The sequence below is a fragment of the Amphibacillus marinus genome (assembly GCF_900110345.1).
In the GTDB taxonomy this organism is placed as follows: domain Bacteria; phylum Bacillota; class Bacilli; order Bacillales; family Amphibacillaceae; genus Amphibacillus_D; species Amphibacillus_D marinus.
On record NZ_FODJ01000001.1, the window covers coordinates 251,215 to 269,379 of the forward strand.

The 18,165-nt window shown below is 39.2% G+C and carries 13 protein-coding genes; all 13 read right to left on the reverse strand.

The features are described 5' to 3' along the window. Nucleotides 1-11 precede the first annotated feature (11 nt). Entirely contained in the window at nucleotides 12-974 is a 963-nt protein-coding gene (locus BM000_RS01230; RefSeq protein WP_091493861.1) for an ABC transporter permease, read from the reverse strand. A 157-nt stretch (nucleotides 975-1,131) separates the two neighbouring features. Further along, on the reverse strand, nucleotides 1,132-2,670 hold the full coding sequence (locus BM000_RS01235; protein ID WP_091493864.1) for an extracellular solute-binding protein: 1,539 nt from the start codon (nucleotides 2,668-2,670) through the stop codon (nucleotides 1,132-1,134). Nucleotides 2,671-2,918: 248 nt separating this feature from the next. Then, complete coding sequence (locus BM000_RS17135; protein WP_091493866.1) at nucleotides 2,919-4,385, reverse strand: polysaccharide deacetylase family protein; 1,467 nt, start codon at nucleotides 4,383-4,385, stop codon at nucleotides 2,919-2,921. 338 nt (nucleotides 4,386-4,723) lie between these two features. Then, a complete protein-coding gene (locus tag BM000_RS01245) occupies nucleotides 4,724-7,288 on the reverse strand; it encodes an exo-rhamnogalacturonan lyase family protein (protein WP_091493869.1) in 2,565 nt (854 codons plus the stop codon). A 38-nt stretch (nucleotides 7,289-7,326) separates the two neighbouring features. Then, on the reverse strand, nucleotides 7,327-7,983 hold the full coding sequence (locus BM000_RS01250) for a YesL family protein (RefSeq protein WP_091493872.1): 657 nt from the start codon (nucleotides 7,981-7,983) through the stop codon (nucleotides 7,327-7,329). Between the two features lie 29 nt (nucleotides 7,984-8,012). Beyond that, entirely contained in the window at nucleotides 8,013-8,717 is a 705-nt protein-coding gene (locus BM000_RS01255; protein ID WP_091493874.1) for a DUF1961 family protein, read from the reverse strand. A gap of 4 nt (nucleotides 8,718-8,721) precedes the next feature. After that, complete coding sequence (locus BM000_RS01260) at nucleotides 8,722-9,396, reverse strand: rhamnogalacturonan acetylesterase (RefSeq protein ID WP_245751543.1); 675 nt, start codon at nucleotides 9,394-9,396, stop codon at nucleotides 8,722-8,724. A 201-nt stretch (nucleotides 9,397-9,597) separates the two neighbouring features. Beyond that, nucleotides 9,598-11,883, reverse strand: a complete 2,286-nt coding sequence (locus BM000_RS01265) for an AraC family transcriptional regulator (RefSeq protein ID WP_091493880.1) — start codon at nucleotides 11,881-11,883, stop codon at nucleotides 9,598-9,600. A 19-nt stretch (nucleotides 11,884-11,902) separates the two neighbouring features. Further along, nucleotides 11,903-13,738 carry a rhamnogalacturonan lyase gene (locus BM000_RS01270; protein WP_245751544.1) on the reverse strand — a complete coding sequence of 612 codons (1,836 nt, stop codon included), beginning with the start codon at nucleotides 13,736-13,738 and terminating at the stop codon, nucleotides 11,903-11,905. Then, on the reverse strand, nucleotides 13,719-15,533 hold the full coding sequence (locus tag BM000_RS01275) for a glycoside hydrolase family 35 protein (protein WP_091493882.1): 1,815 nt from the start codon (nucleotides 15,531-15,533) through the stop codon (nucleotides 13,719-13,721). The genes BM000_RS01270 and BM000_RS01275 overlap by 20 nt, the downstream gene beginning before the upstream one ends. Before the next feature lie 351 nt (nucleotides 15,534-15,884). Continuing rightward, nucleotides 15,885-16,976, reverse strand: coding sequence for a beta-galactosidase BglB (gene bglB, locus BM000_RS01280; protein ID WP_091493885.1), 1,092 nt, complete (start codon nucleotides 16,974-16,976; stop codon nucleotides 15,885-15,887). 18 nt (nucleotides 16,977-16,994) lie between these two features. Next, entirely contained in the window at nucleotides 16,995-17,840 is an 846-nt protein-coding gene (locus tag BM000_RS01285) for a sugar phosphate isomerase/epimerase family protein (RefSeq protein ID WP_342708144.1), read from the reverse strand. Continuing rightward, entirely contained in the window at nucleotides 17,833-18,153 is a 321-nt protein-coding gene (gene rhaM / locus BM000_RS01290) for an L-rhamnose mutarotase (protein ID WP_091493888.1), read from the reverse strand. Before rhaM ends, BM000_RS01285 begins: the two co-directional genes overlap by 8 nt. Between the last annotated feature and the right edge of the window lie 12 nt (nucleotides 18,154-18,165).

Sequence of the window (18,165 nt, forward strand, 5' to 3'; positions counted from 1 at the left end):
TAGCCCCCTTCTTAAAATAATCCACTTTCTTTATCAACTTTTTTCGCAATAAAATCTGTCGTTAGAATTAAAATAATTCCTACAAGCGATTTAAATAACCCTACTGCTGTACTGTAAGAATAGGACCCTCTTGTAATCCCAACATTATAGACATAAGTATCAAATACATCAGCCACTGACCGATTTAATGAGTTGGTCATAAGAAATATTTGATCAAAGCCCGTGTTTAACACAGAGCCCATTGTTAAAATTAACATGATGACAACAGTAGGACGGATAGCTGGCAATGTAATGTGCCAAATTCGTCTAAAGCGGCCAGCACCGTCAACAATTGCTGCTTCGTATTGCTCTGGTGAAACATTAGCTAGAGCAGCTAAGAAAATAATTGTCCCCCAGCCCGTTCCCTTCCAGATCCCTTGAAGAATAATCATTGGTCTGAACCATTGTGGCTCAGCAAGAAAATTAATCCTAACGCCAAAAATCGTTTCAACTAAATCAACAACAGCGCCACCATTAATGGAGAATAATACATGTGTTAACCCAATGACAATTGTCCAAGACAAAAAGTGCGGGACATAAATACATGTTTGGACAAGCTTTTTGTAAACTGAAAATCTAATTTCATTTAGTAAAATTGCTAAAAATATAGGTGCGGGAAAGGCAACAGCAATGCCTAAAAAAGATAACCAAAGTGTATTACCTAGTAGTCTAAGAAAATCTGGACTACTAAAAAAAGATGTGAAATGGTCCAAGCCAACCCAAGGGCTAGCTTGGATACCTAAAAATGGAACATAATTTTTAAAGGCAATGATAACACCATACATGGGTGCATATCTAAAAATTAGGAAGTATAGGACCCCGGGAATGAGTAAGCAATATAACCACTTGTCCCGTACCCACATGATTTTTACTATTTCTGCAAGCGATTTTTTATCCGCATTCTTTTCAGGCTTTCGTAACGTTATCGCCTTCATTAGTGTCACCCTTCTTTCTAAACTAAGGATGGTCAAACACCATCCTTAGTTTTTTAAAATGGTTAAGCATATGCATAGATTAACTAGTTTGCTAATAAAGCTATCGCATCAAACCCGGTTGACTCATAAAACGATACCATCGTTTGCGCTACCAAAATTAGTTCATTTCTGTATACAGTTCGTTTAATTCATCAATTAATTCTTGGCCACCACTGCTGTACCATAAATCAATGGCAGAATCCCAGCCTGCTTCGTCAATATGACCTGCTACATACTGAATACGTGCATCAGCAATAATATCATCAAGCTGTGTGCCTCGCGTTGTATAAACTTCTGAAACTAATGGTGCAGCCGCGTTATATACAGCATGGGCTTCATTATCCTCCATTAACTGATAGCGTTTTTGCGGTAATGCACCGTCCTGACGCATCGTATGCATTCCTTCACCATAAGTTGAAATTTGACCCATCTCATAAGGTTTTAGTGCAGCTGCTTCTGGCGTTTCAAGCGGGATTAGATAGCCTTCATCGTCTAATTCATAATTAACCCCTTCAATTCCATGATTTAATAAATTTAAACCATCTGCCGAACTTAATTGATCAAGGAAAGCTAATACTTCGTGAAGCTCTTCTTCTGTTTGTACACTCGTTTTCGAGATCGCTAGAAAACCAGAGTAACCATCAGTTGGTTGTCCATATTCTTCACCATCTGAAGATCGAATGGTTCCAGTTATTTCAACAAAGTGCTCTTCAGGGTCTGTACTCCCTGTTTCATCGACAAACAAGTTATTAATTTGCATTGCTCGGGAATACGTATCAATAATAACGCCACCTTGACCATTAAACATTGCGTTATTCCAATCATCCGGGCTGAGTGTTGTAAAATCCGGGTTAACTAAACCCTCATCAACTATTTTCTTAACAAACTCTAAAGACGCTTTGTATGCATCTGTCGTAAAGGCTGGTACAACTTCTCCATTTTCATAACCCCAAACATTAGGAGCACCAAACCAGATTGATAACGTATCAAGACTTCCATACCAAGTAGGAATGATTAATCCAACTGTATCATCTGCTCCATTTCCATCCGGATCATCATGAGTAAAGGCCTGTAGCACTTCATATAAATCATCAATTGTCTCTGGTACATCTAAACCTAAGTTATCTAACCAATCTTTACGAACAATAGCGGTAGAACGCATGATATCCCGGCCTCGATATAGACCATACACATTGCCGTTCACTGAAGCGTTTCGCAAAATATCTTCATTATATTGTGAAAGGTACTCATAATCATCTAAGTAATCAGACAATTCCCAGAATGCACCTGCTTCCGCTGAGTTTAAGAACCCTGGTGTTTTCCCTTGAATAACCATTACATGCGGTATATCAGTAGATGCAAGTGTTACATTCATCCGATCTTCATAGGAAACGTTTGGAACCCAATTAATCGTTAACTGTCTGCCAGTAAACGCTTCAACAGCTTGTTCCCACTCATTATCTGCGGGAGGTGCTGTTGTTTCAAACGTTGGTGCCATTATTGTTATCTCGTTAATAAGAGTAGTCTCTCCTGACTCGCCACCCTCACCTGACGAGTCATTTGTAGCAGTACCATCATTACCGCCGCACGCTACTAAGACAAATAATAAAAATAAACCTGCTAGTGAATAAACGCCCCTTTTTCTAAGTGAATCCATTTTCATTTCACTCCTCTTAAGTTTCTTTAGTTAAGAAATGGTCTAAGTCAACCACTTCACCACTACAGTAAAGCGCTTACAAATTTCCTGCAATTAGATTTTTTTGCACTTTAGCTTATCCCGACTATTAGCGAAAAAAACGCTACTATATGAGTAGCGTTCCACTTATTTGCTCAGCTTGCACTTTCTTGCTCAAACTGTTTGCTGGTGTAGAAAGCAATTCTATTACGATCTTTCCTTAATAAACACTATAAAATGACTTCTGATTTAAATTCAGGAAGTGTCTGCTTTAATTGTCTTGCGATTAACTTGGCTAACATACTTGCGCCTCGTCTAGTAAAATGTGTCGTATCGTGGGTACCTAATGATGATAAATAGAATGAATCAACTTGTTCAGCTGATAATTGCTCATAAAGTGATAATGACAACGTAGTTAAATCAATTAGAGCAACCTGCTCATCCTTTGCAATCTCACATAACGCCAGCCAATATTGCTCAAGTTCATTTTTATATGTCTCATTAGCTCTACTTAGAATGAGGGGTGGCGTAACTAAAATCGGTGTTGCATGACGGTCTCTAGCGAAGTCAAGATAGTGTTTTAAATTATTCTTAAAAGAAGTCGATGGGTCCGTATAACGGTCGGGACGTTGCTTGCTAGCGTCATTATGTCCCCATTGAATCAAGACAAAGTTAGCCTGCTCAATTTCGTAATCAAGCGCGGCTAGTCTTCCTTCAGCAAGAAATGACTTGCTACTGCGTCCGCCAATTGCATAGTTTTTAACAATCACATTAGTTGAGCAGTACTTTTGCAAATAACCACCCCAGCCTGATTGCGGATCTGAATCATCTAATTGCGTTTGTACGGTAGAATCACCTATAATAACCACCTCGATTGGCTTCTTTAGTCGCTTTGTCTCTCCCGGTGCAATTTGTGAAATAAGACCATTAACATTAATCCATACAGGTATTGCAGTTGGGTTATAGGCAAAATCGCCATTTAAACCAATGACTAGTTGTTTTGCTGCTTCAAGATAGCGAACAATTTCTATATTCGTAGCAAACCAAATGTCTGTTTGGCTTGCCATCTGCTCACAAAACGCTTCAATAAGCGACCAATTATCATCCCGATCAAACTCAAAACTGTGTCCCCAGACAGACATCATGTATAAGTATTGTACTTTACCTAATGATTTAAACTGCTCACCTAATTCTAGAAGTCGATTGTTATGATGACAAGTAGCCTGCCATTGATAAAAATCGTCTGGTATAGCAAATTGTTCAGAGCTGCCAACTACTCGTGCATATTTAATACCAACGTTGGGTAGCATCTCAATAATTGCCGGATTATAAGAACCATTTGGATAAGAGAAGCCTTGGACTGGATAACCCATTACCTTTTCAAGGTTTTTCCGATCCGTGATTAGTTGATCAGCAACGTGCTCAACTGGTGTTCGCGCAATCGTTGGATGTGTGACCGTATGACAAGCAACTTCGTGACCGTTAAAGAGATTGCGTAGCTGATAAGATTTTAAATAGTCATCATGAATACCTTGAATATCTTCTTGAATAAAGCCTGAATTAAGATGAAATGTCGCTCGTAACTGATATCGATTGAATAGTTCTACCAGCCGCTTATCTGCTGCCCGTCCGTCATCATAGCTGAAGGTAAGAACCTTATGTTTCCCTTCTGGAAAGGTTATATGGATGGTGTTCATCATTAGATCTCCTTAAATTTTTAGTTTGGTTTATTATCTAATTAGCTTAATTTAAATACTCTAAAATTAGAGTACTATTGGGTGGAATTTGATAAGAAAGTCTAAGCACTTGGTGTAGTCCATACCTTTAGCCGACTAAAGCTGTTTTTCCCTGGACCAAGACATGGCATCTTCAGACTAATAGTATACGCGTCTGAAGATGCCACAAGGCTTTGTGCAAGGGCACTACTGTGCCCGCTTACTAAATCTGCTGGCTCTAAGCTTAAACATATTATGAGCCAGATAGCTGACACCCTGCACCTTTGTTAAACATTAGTTCAAGTTCTTTATTATAATCATTATCGATCAGCAGGGAGGTTTTCCATGCCACTGCCAAGATCGGTTGCTAACCAATCACCGTTATAATACAGGTTAATCAACACATTTAAACTCCACTGAGCCGCAACATTCGTTGTTAACCAAGGGATTTCATTTAAGTTAGCCCAGCTAACTGTTTCTAAGCTCGTAATGGGTAAGGGAACACCACTGTGCTCTGGATTAAGGAGTAGATTCCAAGCCTGTTCCTTCAATTGGTTACTCTGATGGTAATGACCCGCGTAACCGATTAAACCACTGGCAAACATTGGCCAATGAAATAAATCTTGATGCAGTTGATCTCCCGAATAGGCCCGCTTCTCATTGTCATCCATTGCATAAACCTCACCGAATTCAACAAGCATCTGCTTAAACGCTTCATCAGCTAATAGGTCTGATAATTCAAGCCATACTTGTGGTGCACCAAATGCAATCACCATATGGTAGCCACCTTCATTTCCTGTGCCCATATAAATAAGCTCAGATGTTGTGCTATCGTATTTAAAAGTAGGTCCAGACAGCAATCGAAATGGTGCTTGTTTTAAATTGTTAATGCCAACTTGAATTTTGTTCAAATAGCTCTCATCTTGCTTTCGTTCCCATTGTGACAACCAATTTGAGCTTAAGGCCGACCAATCAGGACCAACACGCGCATGTGTTAGCTTGTCCGTCTTTGGATAGAATTCGCGCATTGGATCTAAACGATCCAATGCTTGATCAGCGTCTTTAACTTCATCCAGCAACTCCTCAATACGTTCATCACCAGTTAGGTAGAAATAGTATTTATATAAACAAGCCATACTAATCCGCACTTCCTTACAGCCACAGCCCCAATGACTCACATTATGACGTGATCCTAATCCTTTATATGCACCAAAGTGATAGCGATCAACCTCGCTATTATGACGCGTCATTGCTTCAATTAAACGAAAGATGGAACTGTCACCCGTTCTGAAAAAGCTATACCAAAGCCATAGATTAGGCACAAGCTCGGTATTCTGCCAAGCATAGCCACCAACATCGTAAAACCATTGTTTACGGGTTGCATCATAGCTATGCATAATGTCACCGTAATTCCAATAACCATACCATTGTCTTTGAACTATCTCAGCTTGATAAAAGGAGACGAGCTTATCAAGCTGTTGCTCGAGAAACTGCTTTTGTGGGGTAGTTGTATCTTTAAGTGGCCAAATACCGGTTGCACCTGTTTGATAATAATAACTTGAATGCGCTATTAATAAGCTTGGTTGTTGACAATAATTCGCTAGTTCAAATAGTTGCTCATCAGTAACTGGTTCTTGAAAGAAAGACAGATAAGCCTCGCTCGTATTCGCAATACCCGTTGGTGAGGCACGCATTTCTGCAAAGCCTTCGTATGCGCTCTCGACATGCGTTGTTTCTGAGTAATGACGGAGATCCATTGCTTGACCATCTGGAGACCAAAACCAGATGGTTGCCGTTGTTACTTCATTCGCTAAACCCGTTATAGTGAATTGACTCGGATATTTTTCGTTAAAATACTTAAGTGACAATGCTAGGCCGCCTGTCTCTCCTCCGACATAAAGTAAACCACTTGACTGATGAATAGTCGGGATGTCTACCCAGGCATAGTTAGTACCTGTGCGCTTCTGATAACGACCATAACCTTGACTCAATTGACTAAGCTTAAAATCCTGCCAAATTGCTTGGCCAGAAGCCTGCTTTAAGATTTCACAATTTTCGTCAGTGCGCTTAATTGACTTTCCTGCAATTTGCTGTTGATAGATCGTGGATTGCCGATAGCGCCTTGAGGTTAACAATTGAGCTGGTTCATTGTAAGTCCCCGATTCAGTTGCTAGCTTAAGCTGACGATTATAGGCAGGGCCAGTTAAATGGGTTTTCATGCTAAAACCAATTCCTTGAACAATATGTTGCTCAGGTACACCATTAAAGAAAAAAGTATGGAGCAATTTAATGCGGTCAACTTGATTGTAAAAAACTAAGCGCATGGTAAATGGGTAAGTTGTATCATGGCCACAATACCCCGTTATTTTTATCGTTGCTTGAATTGGCCCGTGCTTCTCAACCATAACGGATTCTATTCTACTTACATGTTCTCGATAAGTAACCTGACAAGCACCTTCCACTTCATGCGCTGTTTTTGTCTGCATAATTAATTGCCCGTCATAAGCGACTATTCCGCCATTACCATCCTTAACTGCAGTAATGAGTTTGGAACCTGAACGTGCTAAAACGTATGTTAACCTACCGGTATTAATGTCCACCGAATTTTCTCGCTCCGTGACGACAATACCAGCGTGATTGATAGTTGGTTGGTCATTAGTTTGCTTCGTTAATGTGAATGTAGATTCAGAAGATTGCTTTACGACTACTGCATGCGCTGTCCATTTAATCGACTTATCTGGCCAATAAGCTGTTGCCCAAGATTGGACTGGTGTATCATCGAGTTTAAAAGCGCACAGTTCCTTTAATTTACCCTGCTGCCATGGCACACCAAACGTAACACCTGCTTTAACTTTTGGTCCTTTCTCTAACCATTTTAATTTCATTTATATACTCCATTCTCGTGAACGACTTTTACCGATGCTTAGCCTATTTTCTTATTGTCGTTAGCTTGATTTATTCTAATTTCTTCATTTCTAACAAATGAAGAATAAGTGATACCCATTACGCCATAGGCAAGGCCACTCATTCCTATTAAGATGCTATAAGGAAATAACTGATAGATAAGATATGCGACCAGAGCAACCCAGATCACATTAAGCATTGTCGGTACTGGGTGGGCAATCACTAGTAAGGGAACTTTGCGAAAATAATTAGACATGCTAAGCTCATAATGGACAAACATTGGAAATAAATACGTGAGCATAATGGTCAGGATCACCGCAATGACAACCATGGCAACTTGGATAACCTCAAAAATCACTTCAAAACGCATACTAGCATAACGGTAATTAACCAATAACATAAAATAGATGCTGAGTACTGGTAAAGTTAGCGTATTGCCCGCAAAAAAATTTTGCTTAAAAGATGTAAAATATAGCTTGAAAATATAACGATCATTACCTAGCTCTTTTCTCAGCCAACGTCTAGTTACGTCATATAAAGCAACAGTACTTGGACCAATGCCAAAAATAATTCCACCAATAATCGTAAAACTAAACCAAAGTAAATTTAAATAAATAAGGCGATACAAAAATTCAAATGCGTTATATACGTGCCCAAGTGTGCCATTTGGTTTCATCGTTTTCCACCTCTAATTGATAGTATTTGCTAAGTTGTAACCGCTAGTTGGTTTAGCTCTGACACCTTTAAATCGCGATACATCGCCTTAAGTGGTGCCATTTGCCGAAAGCCAAGCTTACCAGTCGTTAGCATTGAACCAAACTCCGATCCTTGATCGAGCCATTCTAACACAACAAGGTTATTGATAGAGAACTGAATATATTGCTCATATTTAATTAACTTTAATTGATAACTTTCTTTGACATCTTTAACAGTAGGGAGTGGGTCAGCACCTTGTGCGACTAAGTGGAAACCAGCACTCTTTCTTAAGTTACACGTGCAGAAAGCGCGCTCATCTGGCCATTTTCTTCTGAAATAAGATAGATGATACGTATTAATTGCACCAGAATGATATTGTGGATAGTGACCATACCTTCGAGGTAAGCTTTGATCAAAGATATCCTCACCGTTCTGACCCTGAGCAGCAAAAAACAGCATACACAGTCCCGGTTCTTCTAACGGCTTAAAAGTCCACTCGATACTAATTCGATCGGGAAAGTCATGCTTGCACCACAAAACCCAATGAGCAAAATCACCATGTTGCTCAGGATTAAGCCGACTAGCTAAGACAAGACTATTATCAATAAACTGCATGTTCACCTCACCCTCAGCATGAAAGTCTGATAGATCTTGCTCGCAGGCTAGGCGATTGTAATAAAGAACATCGCCAGTTTCAAATAATGGACATTCCATGTATTCACCTCAATCCTTGCTGAAAATACACAAGTGGCATAATATTCAGCCTTTTTATTTGCTCACATACGAGCTGACCAACGCGTTTTGCACCATTTTCTGAGAAATGGGTATTATCTTGAACACCATCTGGATAATTATTATGCTCATGCGGTTCTAACCAAGTAAATAGCTGCTTCGATCCCTCCACACCAAGCTGTTGATAAAGCTGTTCGGTCAGGAGAGACAGATCAATTAGTGGCACATTCCGTTCAGTAGCTAATTGCTTAACCACTTCTGGAAATTCGCCTAACGTATTTTTTAATTGACCATTCTCTTTAAAAAAACGGCGATGAACAGGTGAAACAAGAGCGACTTGACTTCCTCTTGCTTCAATCTGATCAATGTAACTCGACAAGCATGCTTTGTACGCCCCTGCTGTAATAGTGCCATAGGGCTTTTGGTCATTGTGACCAAACTGAATCAAGACAAGATCATCTGCCTTCAGTTCAGTTAGTATTGGAGTTAATCTTCCCTCTTCAATAAAGGTATTTGAGCTTGCCCCGCCCTTGGCTTTATTAATAACCGTAACATGCTTGGTCTTAAAAAACTGTTGAAAATATTGGCCCCAACCAGCCATTGGATATTCATGAGCTGGACAAGTAGCAACAGTCGAATCACCAATTAGAAAAACGTTCATATTCATTGCTCCTTCTTTCTTAAAGCGAACCTTCAATCAATAGAGGTTCACTACTCAATGTCAACACCACCGTCACGCTCTTAAAAGTATGACCAAAAGTACGTCCTCTGACCCGTCGGACAGTTGCAGATTAGTGATCACCAAACTAGCATATATAAATTGCCCTCGTCTGCTCGATTAGGTGTCTTACATTCAGTGAATCTATGATAAATTAAATACTTTAGCGTTGATTAAACCAGCCTGACTTTTATCTCTAAATTGTCCCGGTGTCATTGCTGTGTGCTTTTTAAAAATGCGATTAAAATAGCTATGACGATAGCCGACCGAGAGCGCAATATCTTGAATTTTTAAGGTACTGTCAGTCAACAACTGTTTTGCTTTTTCAATGCGGAGCATTGTCAAATAATCAATGAAATTAATCCCTTTTCCTTGTTTAAACAGCTTACTTAGACGATAAGAGTTAATATTTAGTGCATCCGCACATTGTTCAAGTGACAGATCATACATATAATTTTCATCAATATAGGCAACAGCTTCTTTCACAATTAAATCATGCTTACTCACTTGTTTCTGTTGAACAACTTGAAGATACGGCTCAATCACAGCTTGAACAATGGTTTCCTTTAACGCTGTTAAATCGTAACTATGAAGCAATTCTTTAACCATATTCTTTCCAGAAAAAAGCTCTATTGGTGAATAACCCTCTTGTAAGAAATGCCCTTGGATAGCACTGTAAAGTTGGAAAAAACTATACTGGATAGCACGTTCATCGTACTGGCAGACCCTTTCAATAAATTGATCAATAGCCACAGAAATCTTTGTCTTATCATGGGTACGAATCGCACTTAATAGTTGTTGCTCAATTGCAAATGGATAAAGTAAGTAGCCCTTGTCATCGTTTTCTACTTGCTCGGGCATATTAATTAAGCATGTTGGTTCATAACTATTCATCAGATATTTTTTTTGTCTGATTTGCTCAACACCTTCACTCAAATCTGTTAAATCCTGAACAGGTTGACTCAAATACATGACCACAACCTCGTAATTTTGATTCCTGTTTACCATTTGATAGAAGCGATCCATTTGGGCATTAAAGTGATCGGTATCCATATAAGAATAAATAACACCGATAAAACGACTATTAAAAGTCATCACATAATGATTGATTGAAAATACCTCATCTAACAAATCAATGACTAAAGCTTGTTGTCGAGGATTAACGGTCTCAATATCCAGATATCTTAGCTGTTCGTTTGAGAGGCTCACATTATATTGAGCTAGCTTTAGTCGAAGCTCATGTTCATTGTGCTCTGCTAAAAAGCCCTCAATTAATTGAAAAAAGAAATTACTAATTAATTTCTTATTTAGTCCGTCCACATGTTCTTCGAGAATATCTTTCTCATTATTTAGTTTTCTCCAGGTTGTTTCGATATGCTGTAATGGATTACTTCTGCTTCCAGAGTTCCCTTTCACAAGCTCGAGCACTTTTTCAACTGGCTTATTAAGAGATTTAAAAGTCATATTTGCAATAATAAAAGACAGACATAAGCCAATTAAACTAATGATTACAATCGTTCTTGATAAATAATTGATCGGTTCTGCAATAAAAGACAACGGCACAACTGACATATATATCCACTCGGCATTTACCCGTCCAATTGTTCCAGATGTGACAGAATAATCAGTCCCTTGCCAAGTTGTTGAAAAGGAACCGTTCTCAATTCCTTGTCTCATAAGAACATCGTTGAAAAACAATTGACTTTGTTGATCCGAAGTAATAATAACGCCCGTTTCTTTATCAATAATAAACGAAAAGCCATCACTTGCTAAACTTAGTCCGTCAATCATTTGCATGACGGCGTTCTTATTTAGTTCAACAATAAAGGATGCACTATTACGATCATTTTGTTGTAGTGAAGGAATATTTTTCACTAATACCAATGGAAAAAGATGTTCATCTGACTCATCCATTAGTACATTACGGTCCCAGAAGAAGGTATCTTCATGCTTGACATACTGTTGGAAATATTTATTTCTTTGTTCATCAACCCACCTAAATTGAGGATTAAATAAAATTGGGTCCTCTGCATCAACATAGACGCTTATCTTCTCAATAAGGCTATTGCCATTCTGTTTAGAGAATAACGACCCCTTAATTTCATCAGCCATCTGATACTGCTCTTGAAAATTTATCGTATTTAAATCATTAAAAAACAATTTTTCATGCGTCCAATAGTTCAAGTTCACTTCAAGACTCTGCATCTGTGAATCGATATAATCAACTTGATTAATAATTTGCTCATTATGCGCGCTGATCATTTCTTGTTTTAATTCTTTGGCACCAAAGACATAAATCATTGCGCCAATTAATAGACTTGGTACACAAATAACAATTAAGAAAATGACAATCTGCTTGCGATAAAAACGATAAGAAGACAGTTGAGGCTCTAATACGTAACGCCGAACATGGTTTAATATTTTTTTCATATACCCACCTTCTGTTACACTATTTTTTTTGAATTAAGTTCACATCAGGGACAGGGACATTCATCTGATCCTTATCAAAGCCAATATAGAAGCTCGGGTGTGGCGGCTGGTTGTATGCCACATTTTGCCATGCTACTGCAACACGATATTGACTATCATGCATTAACGTATAAAGTCGATGCTCAGACAAATCTGTTGTGGTATAAACTCTTAACGCACTTGAGTCTGCCAAGCGCCAAATGACCTCTTCACGCCAATCTCCAAATAAGTCTGCCTGCAAATTCGAATTACCCTTTGTACCATTATTAGATAACGTTCCGTCTGCTCGGAGCAGTAAATCTGCCTCGTTTGTTAGCCAATTCCATTTGTAAATTGTACCCACACCCGCTTGTTGCTCTGGATCAAACTCATGATCAAGAATTTCTCTGCCCAAATCACCATCCCACCAGATAACGAAATTCGCCGGTAGTACTGGTCCATCGATTACCTCGCCCTTACTGGTATAAAAACTCTCTGTACCTGGAACTCTTTCATTCAATTCTGGTGCATAGCCCCATAACTGTGCGCCTTTGTAGCGCGGATCGATATCAGCAGCAACGCCACGACCAATATCCTCAGACTCGGATGGAACACTAAAGAGTACCTTACCGGTTTTAGCATCATGCAGTTCAAAGCCATGCTCATGCGGGCTCTCTTCATGAGTCATAAAAATCTCTAGCCCCGGATTATCAAGATCAAAATCACCGACATGTAACGCATCACCATGACCAAAGCCTGTTGAATACAATAAGGAACCATCATGATCAATTACTGCTGAACCATAGACAATCTCATCAAACCCATCTTGATCGACATCAGCAATGCTAAGCGAGTGCGCTCCTTGTCCTGCTAATTCTGGCACATTATCACTCGAATCCGCACACCAGCGCTCTACTAGCTTGTTCTCTTTAACGTCGTATGCCACCACAACTGCTCGTGTATAATAACCCCGACAAACAAGAGCGCTTGCTTTTTCTCCATCTAAATAAGCAACACCAGCTAAGAAGCGATCAATACGATTGCCATCAAAGTCGCCCCAACTACCAGGGGCACCTCGATCTGGCTTATAATTAATCGTGTCAAGCGCTGCACCAGTTGCTCCGTCAAATAATGTTAAATACTCTGGACCCTCAAGAATGAAGCCTTTTTCATTCCGGTAATCCATTGCTTGGTCACCAATAACCTTTCCAATACCATCAATTGTGCCATCAGCTGTTTTACAGATGAGTTCGGCAATTCCATCTCCATCAAAATCATAAACAAGGAATTGCGTGTAATGTGCTCCAGAGCGAATGTTAATGCCTAAGTCAATGCGCCAGAGTTGCTCACCTTCCAATGTATAGCAATCTAAATATGTGGGACCAGTATAGCCATCATGGGCATTGTCCTTGGCGTTGCTCGGGTACCATTTGACAAAGATTTCGTAGCGTCCATCACCTGTTACATCACCAATGGATAAATCATTTGCCGAGTAGGTGTAAAGCTCTCCGGTTGGTGTGACCCCGTCTTTTGGCTTATTCATTGGAATATCGAAATAAGGTTGTTCAAGAACACTTACTTTCTTTGAGACGGTTTCTTTATTTCCTGTTATTGATTTAACATAATACCTACTATCAACTTTACCGTCACGATCTAGATAATTACTATTCTCAGAATCAGTGAACGAGGCAATCAGCTTATTATTTCGGTAGAGTTCAAATGTTGTTGATTCATATTCATTAATTGCAATTCGCCAACTTAAAAAAATCCCACTTTCTATTTTAACTGCTACTAATCCCCGATCTAAAGCTTCTAAATTACGTCTCATCTCCGTCATTATGATCCTCCTTGTTCATTAGAACATGCTCTGCTACAAATTCAATACTGGATGCAGCCTTACCTTCTGTTTCAAAAATGATAAGCTCATTTTTTCCTATATTGAGCTTTGGTGCTGGTACGTACAAACTTTGCTGGGGACCTTCCTCCCAGAATCGTCCTAGATTAAAATTATTTAAAAAGACAACACCTTTCCCCCAGCCAGGTAGTGCTAAGTAAGTATCGACCGCTTGATCAATCTCAAATGTAATGCGATAGAAAGCCGGCAAACCAGATTGATAGGCTTTTTCAAAATCTAAATTAGCTAAGTTATCGAGTGGTAAACAAAAATGATCCCAACCCGATTGCTGATACTCATCTAACATGACCGCTGTTCCAATCCCTTTACGTTGGTCATTTAAGTAGGGACCAAAGTTTGCGCGGCCCATGTTCTCAACTAAAATAGCTAATTGATTGTCTTGATTCTCTCTGAGCTGGATATATTCCTTCCGGTAAAAACTGTCGCGATAAGCAGTAAACTGATGCGTTTTATTTAAAAAAACGTGCGCACGATCTTGTGTTCCAAGCAGCTTAATCGATTGCTTCAATGGTAATTTTCCAAGCTGACTTTGATACAGAATATAACCATAAGCCTGATCAAGCATTTCCATCGTGACAGGATAATCACAATGAATAGGCGAAGCCAAATCCTCTAACACTTCAAATAAGCCAACTTTGTCGCTGACCAGAAAACTTCCATAAGCTTTTTTTAATACAATTGGTGTCGTTGGGCGTTCAAAATAGTGTTGGTTGAACGCCTTTGCAATTGTCTCTTGGAAGCGATAATAACTCTCCGTTAATTCACCTGACTCATCAATTGGTGCCCCATAATCATACGATGTGGTAGCAGGTGCATATTCTTCTTTGTAATAGTCATCTTTAACACGCTCGTAATAGTTGGCACCATTCATAAAACCAAAATTGGTCCCACCGTGAATCATATAAATATTGACATGGCCGATATCTAGCATATTGAGTAAATCCTGGTTAATGGCTGCTAAGTTACGACGTTCATGTAGCCCACCCCAGACGTTAAACCAACCAATCCAGAACTCCATACACATTAAGGGTTTATTGGGAATAAGTGTGCGCAGGGAATGAATTCGTTCCCGCAAATCACTCCCACAATTAATTGTCGGTAGCGCATATCCAGGGATTGAACCCGCGTTTAAAATGCTTTGTCTTGTGCTATCTGATGTTACAAGTGGCACGGTCACACCGTTTTCCTTCATAATATGTACAAGACGCTTTAAATACGCTTTCTCGTTACTAAAGTAACCGTATTCATTTTCAACTTGCATTAAAATGATCGGGCCAGCTTGATCAACTTGAAGTGGTGCAATGTGTATAAATAATTCACGGAAATAATCAGACAAATGCTGAATAAATGGCTCATACAAGCTGCGTACTCGCATTGCTGGATCTTTCAACAACCATGCTGGTAAACCACCGAACTCCCACTCAGCACAAATATATGGCGATGCACGTAAGATCACATATAGTCCGATTTGCTCAGCTAACTGTATAAACCTTATTAGATCATATTGCCCCGAAAACTGATATTTTCCCTTTTCAGGCTCATGCACATTCCAAGGTACATAAGTTTCAATTGTATTGCAGCCCATATCTTTAACCTTTTGTAGCCGATCCTCCCAGTATGCTGGCTCAATTCTAAAATAGTGAATGGCACCTGATACGATCTGAAACGTCGCACCATTTAAGGTGAAGCTTTCTCTTACGTCAAATTTCTTCTGCATTAATAATTAACACCTCCAAAGAAAGCGTTTCCACTTTTACCCTTAGTATACGACTAAACTGCTTCTAAGTCAATATTTCCAAAAACAAAAACAAACAAAACAACTATTTTTACTTTTGTTTTGTTTGTTAATTAATAACACGTGTTCATACTGCAGACATTTCAGTCAAAAGCTATCATCATCCAGCTTTATACGTAATCACGCTAATTAAGCTTGTTGTGCATTTAAACTTAGCTTTAGAAGTAACTGCAATTAGTCTTATAAGTGAGCTCGCTTTCAAATAGAAAAACCAATCTAGTGAATGTTAATCACAGATTGGTTTTCCTTTATCTAGCTTTACAAGACTTAAGTTTACGCATATATATATAAATATTCAGTAAGACAAAGGATAGCTAAGGATTGACCATACGGCATCGTTGTTTGATCAATTTCACGATAGAAATCAAGATCATCACCCATTCCAGTTCCAATAGATACTTTCTCTAATGCTCCTTGATCATTAATTTCATTGATGATCGCCTCTAAAGCACGCTCGGCTACCGGTAAATAGCGCTTTGGTAAATAGCGCTTACGAATAGCTTTAAGTATGCCATAAGTAAATCCAGCTGAAGCTGAAGCTTCTAGGTAAGAAGAAGAATCATCAACTAATGTATGCCATAGACCACCTTGATGTTGCAACTTTTCAAGTGCTTCAACTTGTCTAGTTAATGTGCTAACGAGATAATCAAATAGAAAATCTCCTTTGCGCAGATCGAGCATGTCAATAATCTCTGGTATTGAAATTGTCGCCCAACAATTTCCCCGCCCCCATAGTGCTGATGCAAAGTTATGGTGGCCTTCAAATGTCCAGCCATGGAACCAAAGACCAGTTTGCTTGTCTGCTAAATATTTAATGTGTAAGAGAAATTGGCGCTTAGCTTCTTCAATGTAATCAGACCGATTAAGTAATTGACCTATTTTTGCCAATGGCAGTACAGTCATCATTAATGTATCTGCCCATAATTGATTTTTATTTTCTGGACCATAGGTCATGTGCTGGAGACCATCTTCATCGGTACGTGGCATATCAAACATTACCCAGTCAGCCCATTGCTCCAAGTATGGCAAGTACTCCTGTTTACCTTGATCTTGGTATAAGTAAGCCATTGTTAATAAAGGAGCCATTGTATTCACGTTTTTCGGTGGCGAGCCTTCCATAAGTCTTTGATCAAACCATTCTGTTAAAATATGAATAGCCGTCTCACTTTTTGTCAATTGCCAATATTGGTAGAGGCCATATAGACCAACACCCTGCGGCCAGTTCCAGACATGCCAGCTTTTATCATCAACAATCAGCCCGTCGAAATCAAGTAAAAACTCTCCCGTATCATCGGTAATTTTGGCAAGATTTTGTGCTAATAATTCAATATTTTCAATGACGCGTTCTTTTTTAATTGTTGTCATTAAGATCCCTCCATTAAGCTAATTCTCTTTCAAACAATTCTTTAAGTAATCAATACTTGCTGAAATATGAGGCTCCTGTGTTTCTTCTAATAGAATTGGTAGACACGGTTTATTCGGATGAAGTTTGCTAATCAAATGCGGATAGTCCAATCTACCATGACCAACCGGAACAACTTTTAGTTGGTTGTCTGCAACAATGAAGTCTTTAGCATGAACAATAACAATTCGATCGCCAAACAACTCAAATGCTTCATCAATAACTTCTGTTTGTTGCTCATAATTCGCTAAGGTTAAATAATTAACTGGATCAAAGATGACCTGAAGATTATGAGAAGGCACACGCTCAATTAATCGTTGCATCATTTGTGGTGAATAGATGGGATGATTGATACCACCTTCAATGCCGACAATTACACCAAACCGCTCTGCTTCATTAACCAATTCTTGCACGCTCGCCACAACAAGCTCAAATGCTTCCTCCGTAAAATTCGCTTCTGTATAAATAATCTCCTCAAGGACACTGCCCGTCTCAGATGCAACAATACTACAATCAAAATCACGAGCAAAGCGAATATGCGCTTTAAAGTAGTCAAGTGCATCTTGACGTTCTACTAAATTAGGATGAATCATGTTGATATAGCAGCCAAGTACAGCAATATCAATATGGTGATCACGACAGTGAGTCGCAACGGTTCTAGCCAACCCAGTATTTAAGCTCTCGGTGTTAATCGGCCATTCCTTAATTGATTTCTTTAGGGCAAATTGAATGGCATGTATGTCTTTAGCCGCAAGCTTCTTAGTTAAATCAAGGAGATCCTTGTTCTCTATGTCGTGTGCTCTAATCCCAATATTCAACTTATTCACCCCCTTTGATGAAGAACATTTCATCAAGCGCAATTGTTACTGGGCTTTGGTCTGAGTTGGTATCCATAATTGGTGCCATATATGTCCACCACTTTTGATTAATGGCTGTGGCTGCAACCCGTTCCCATTGCTCCTCGTCTGATGCCTCTAAAAACGCAAATAATTCGCTGGATTGTTTGTCTAAATAAATGCCATAAGTAACAACACCATGAGCATTTAACACAGCGAGTAGCTCAGGCCAGAGCTCTTGATGTCGTTTGTAATACTCATCATGTTGATCGGGGTGAACCCTCATTTTAAACGCTTTTCTCATTTAAATTGCCTC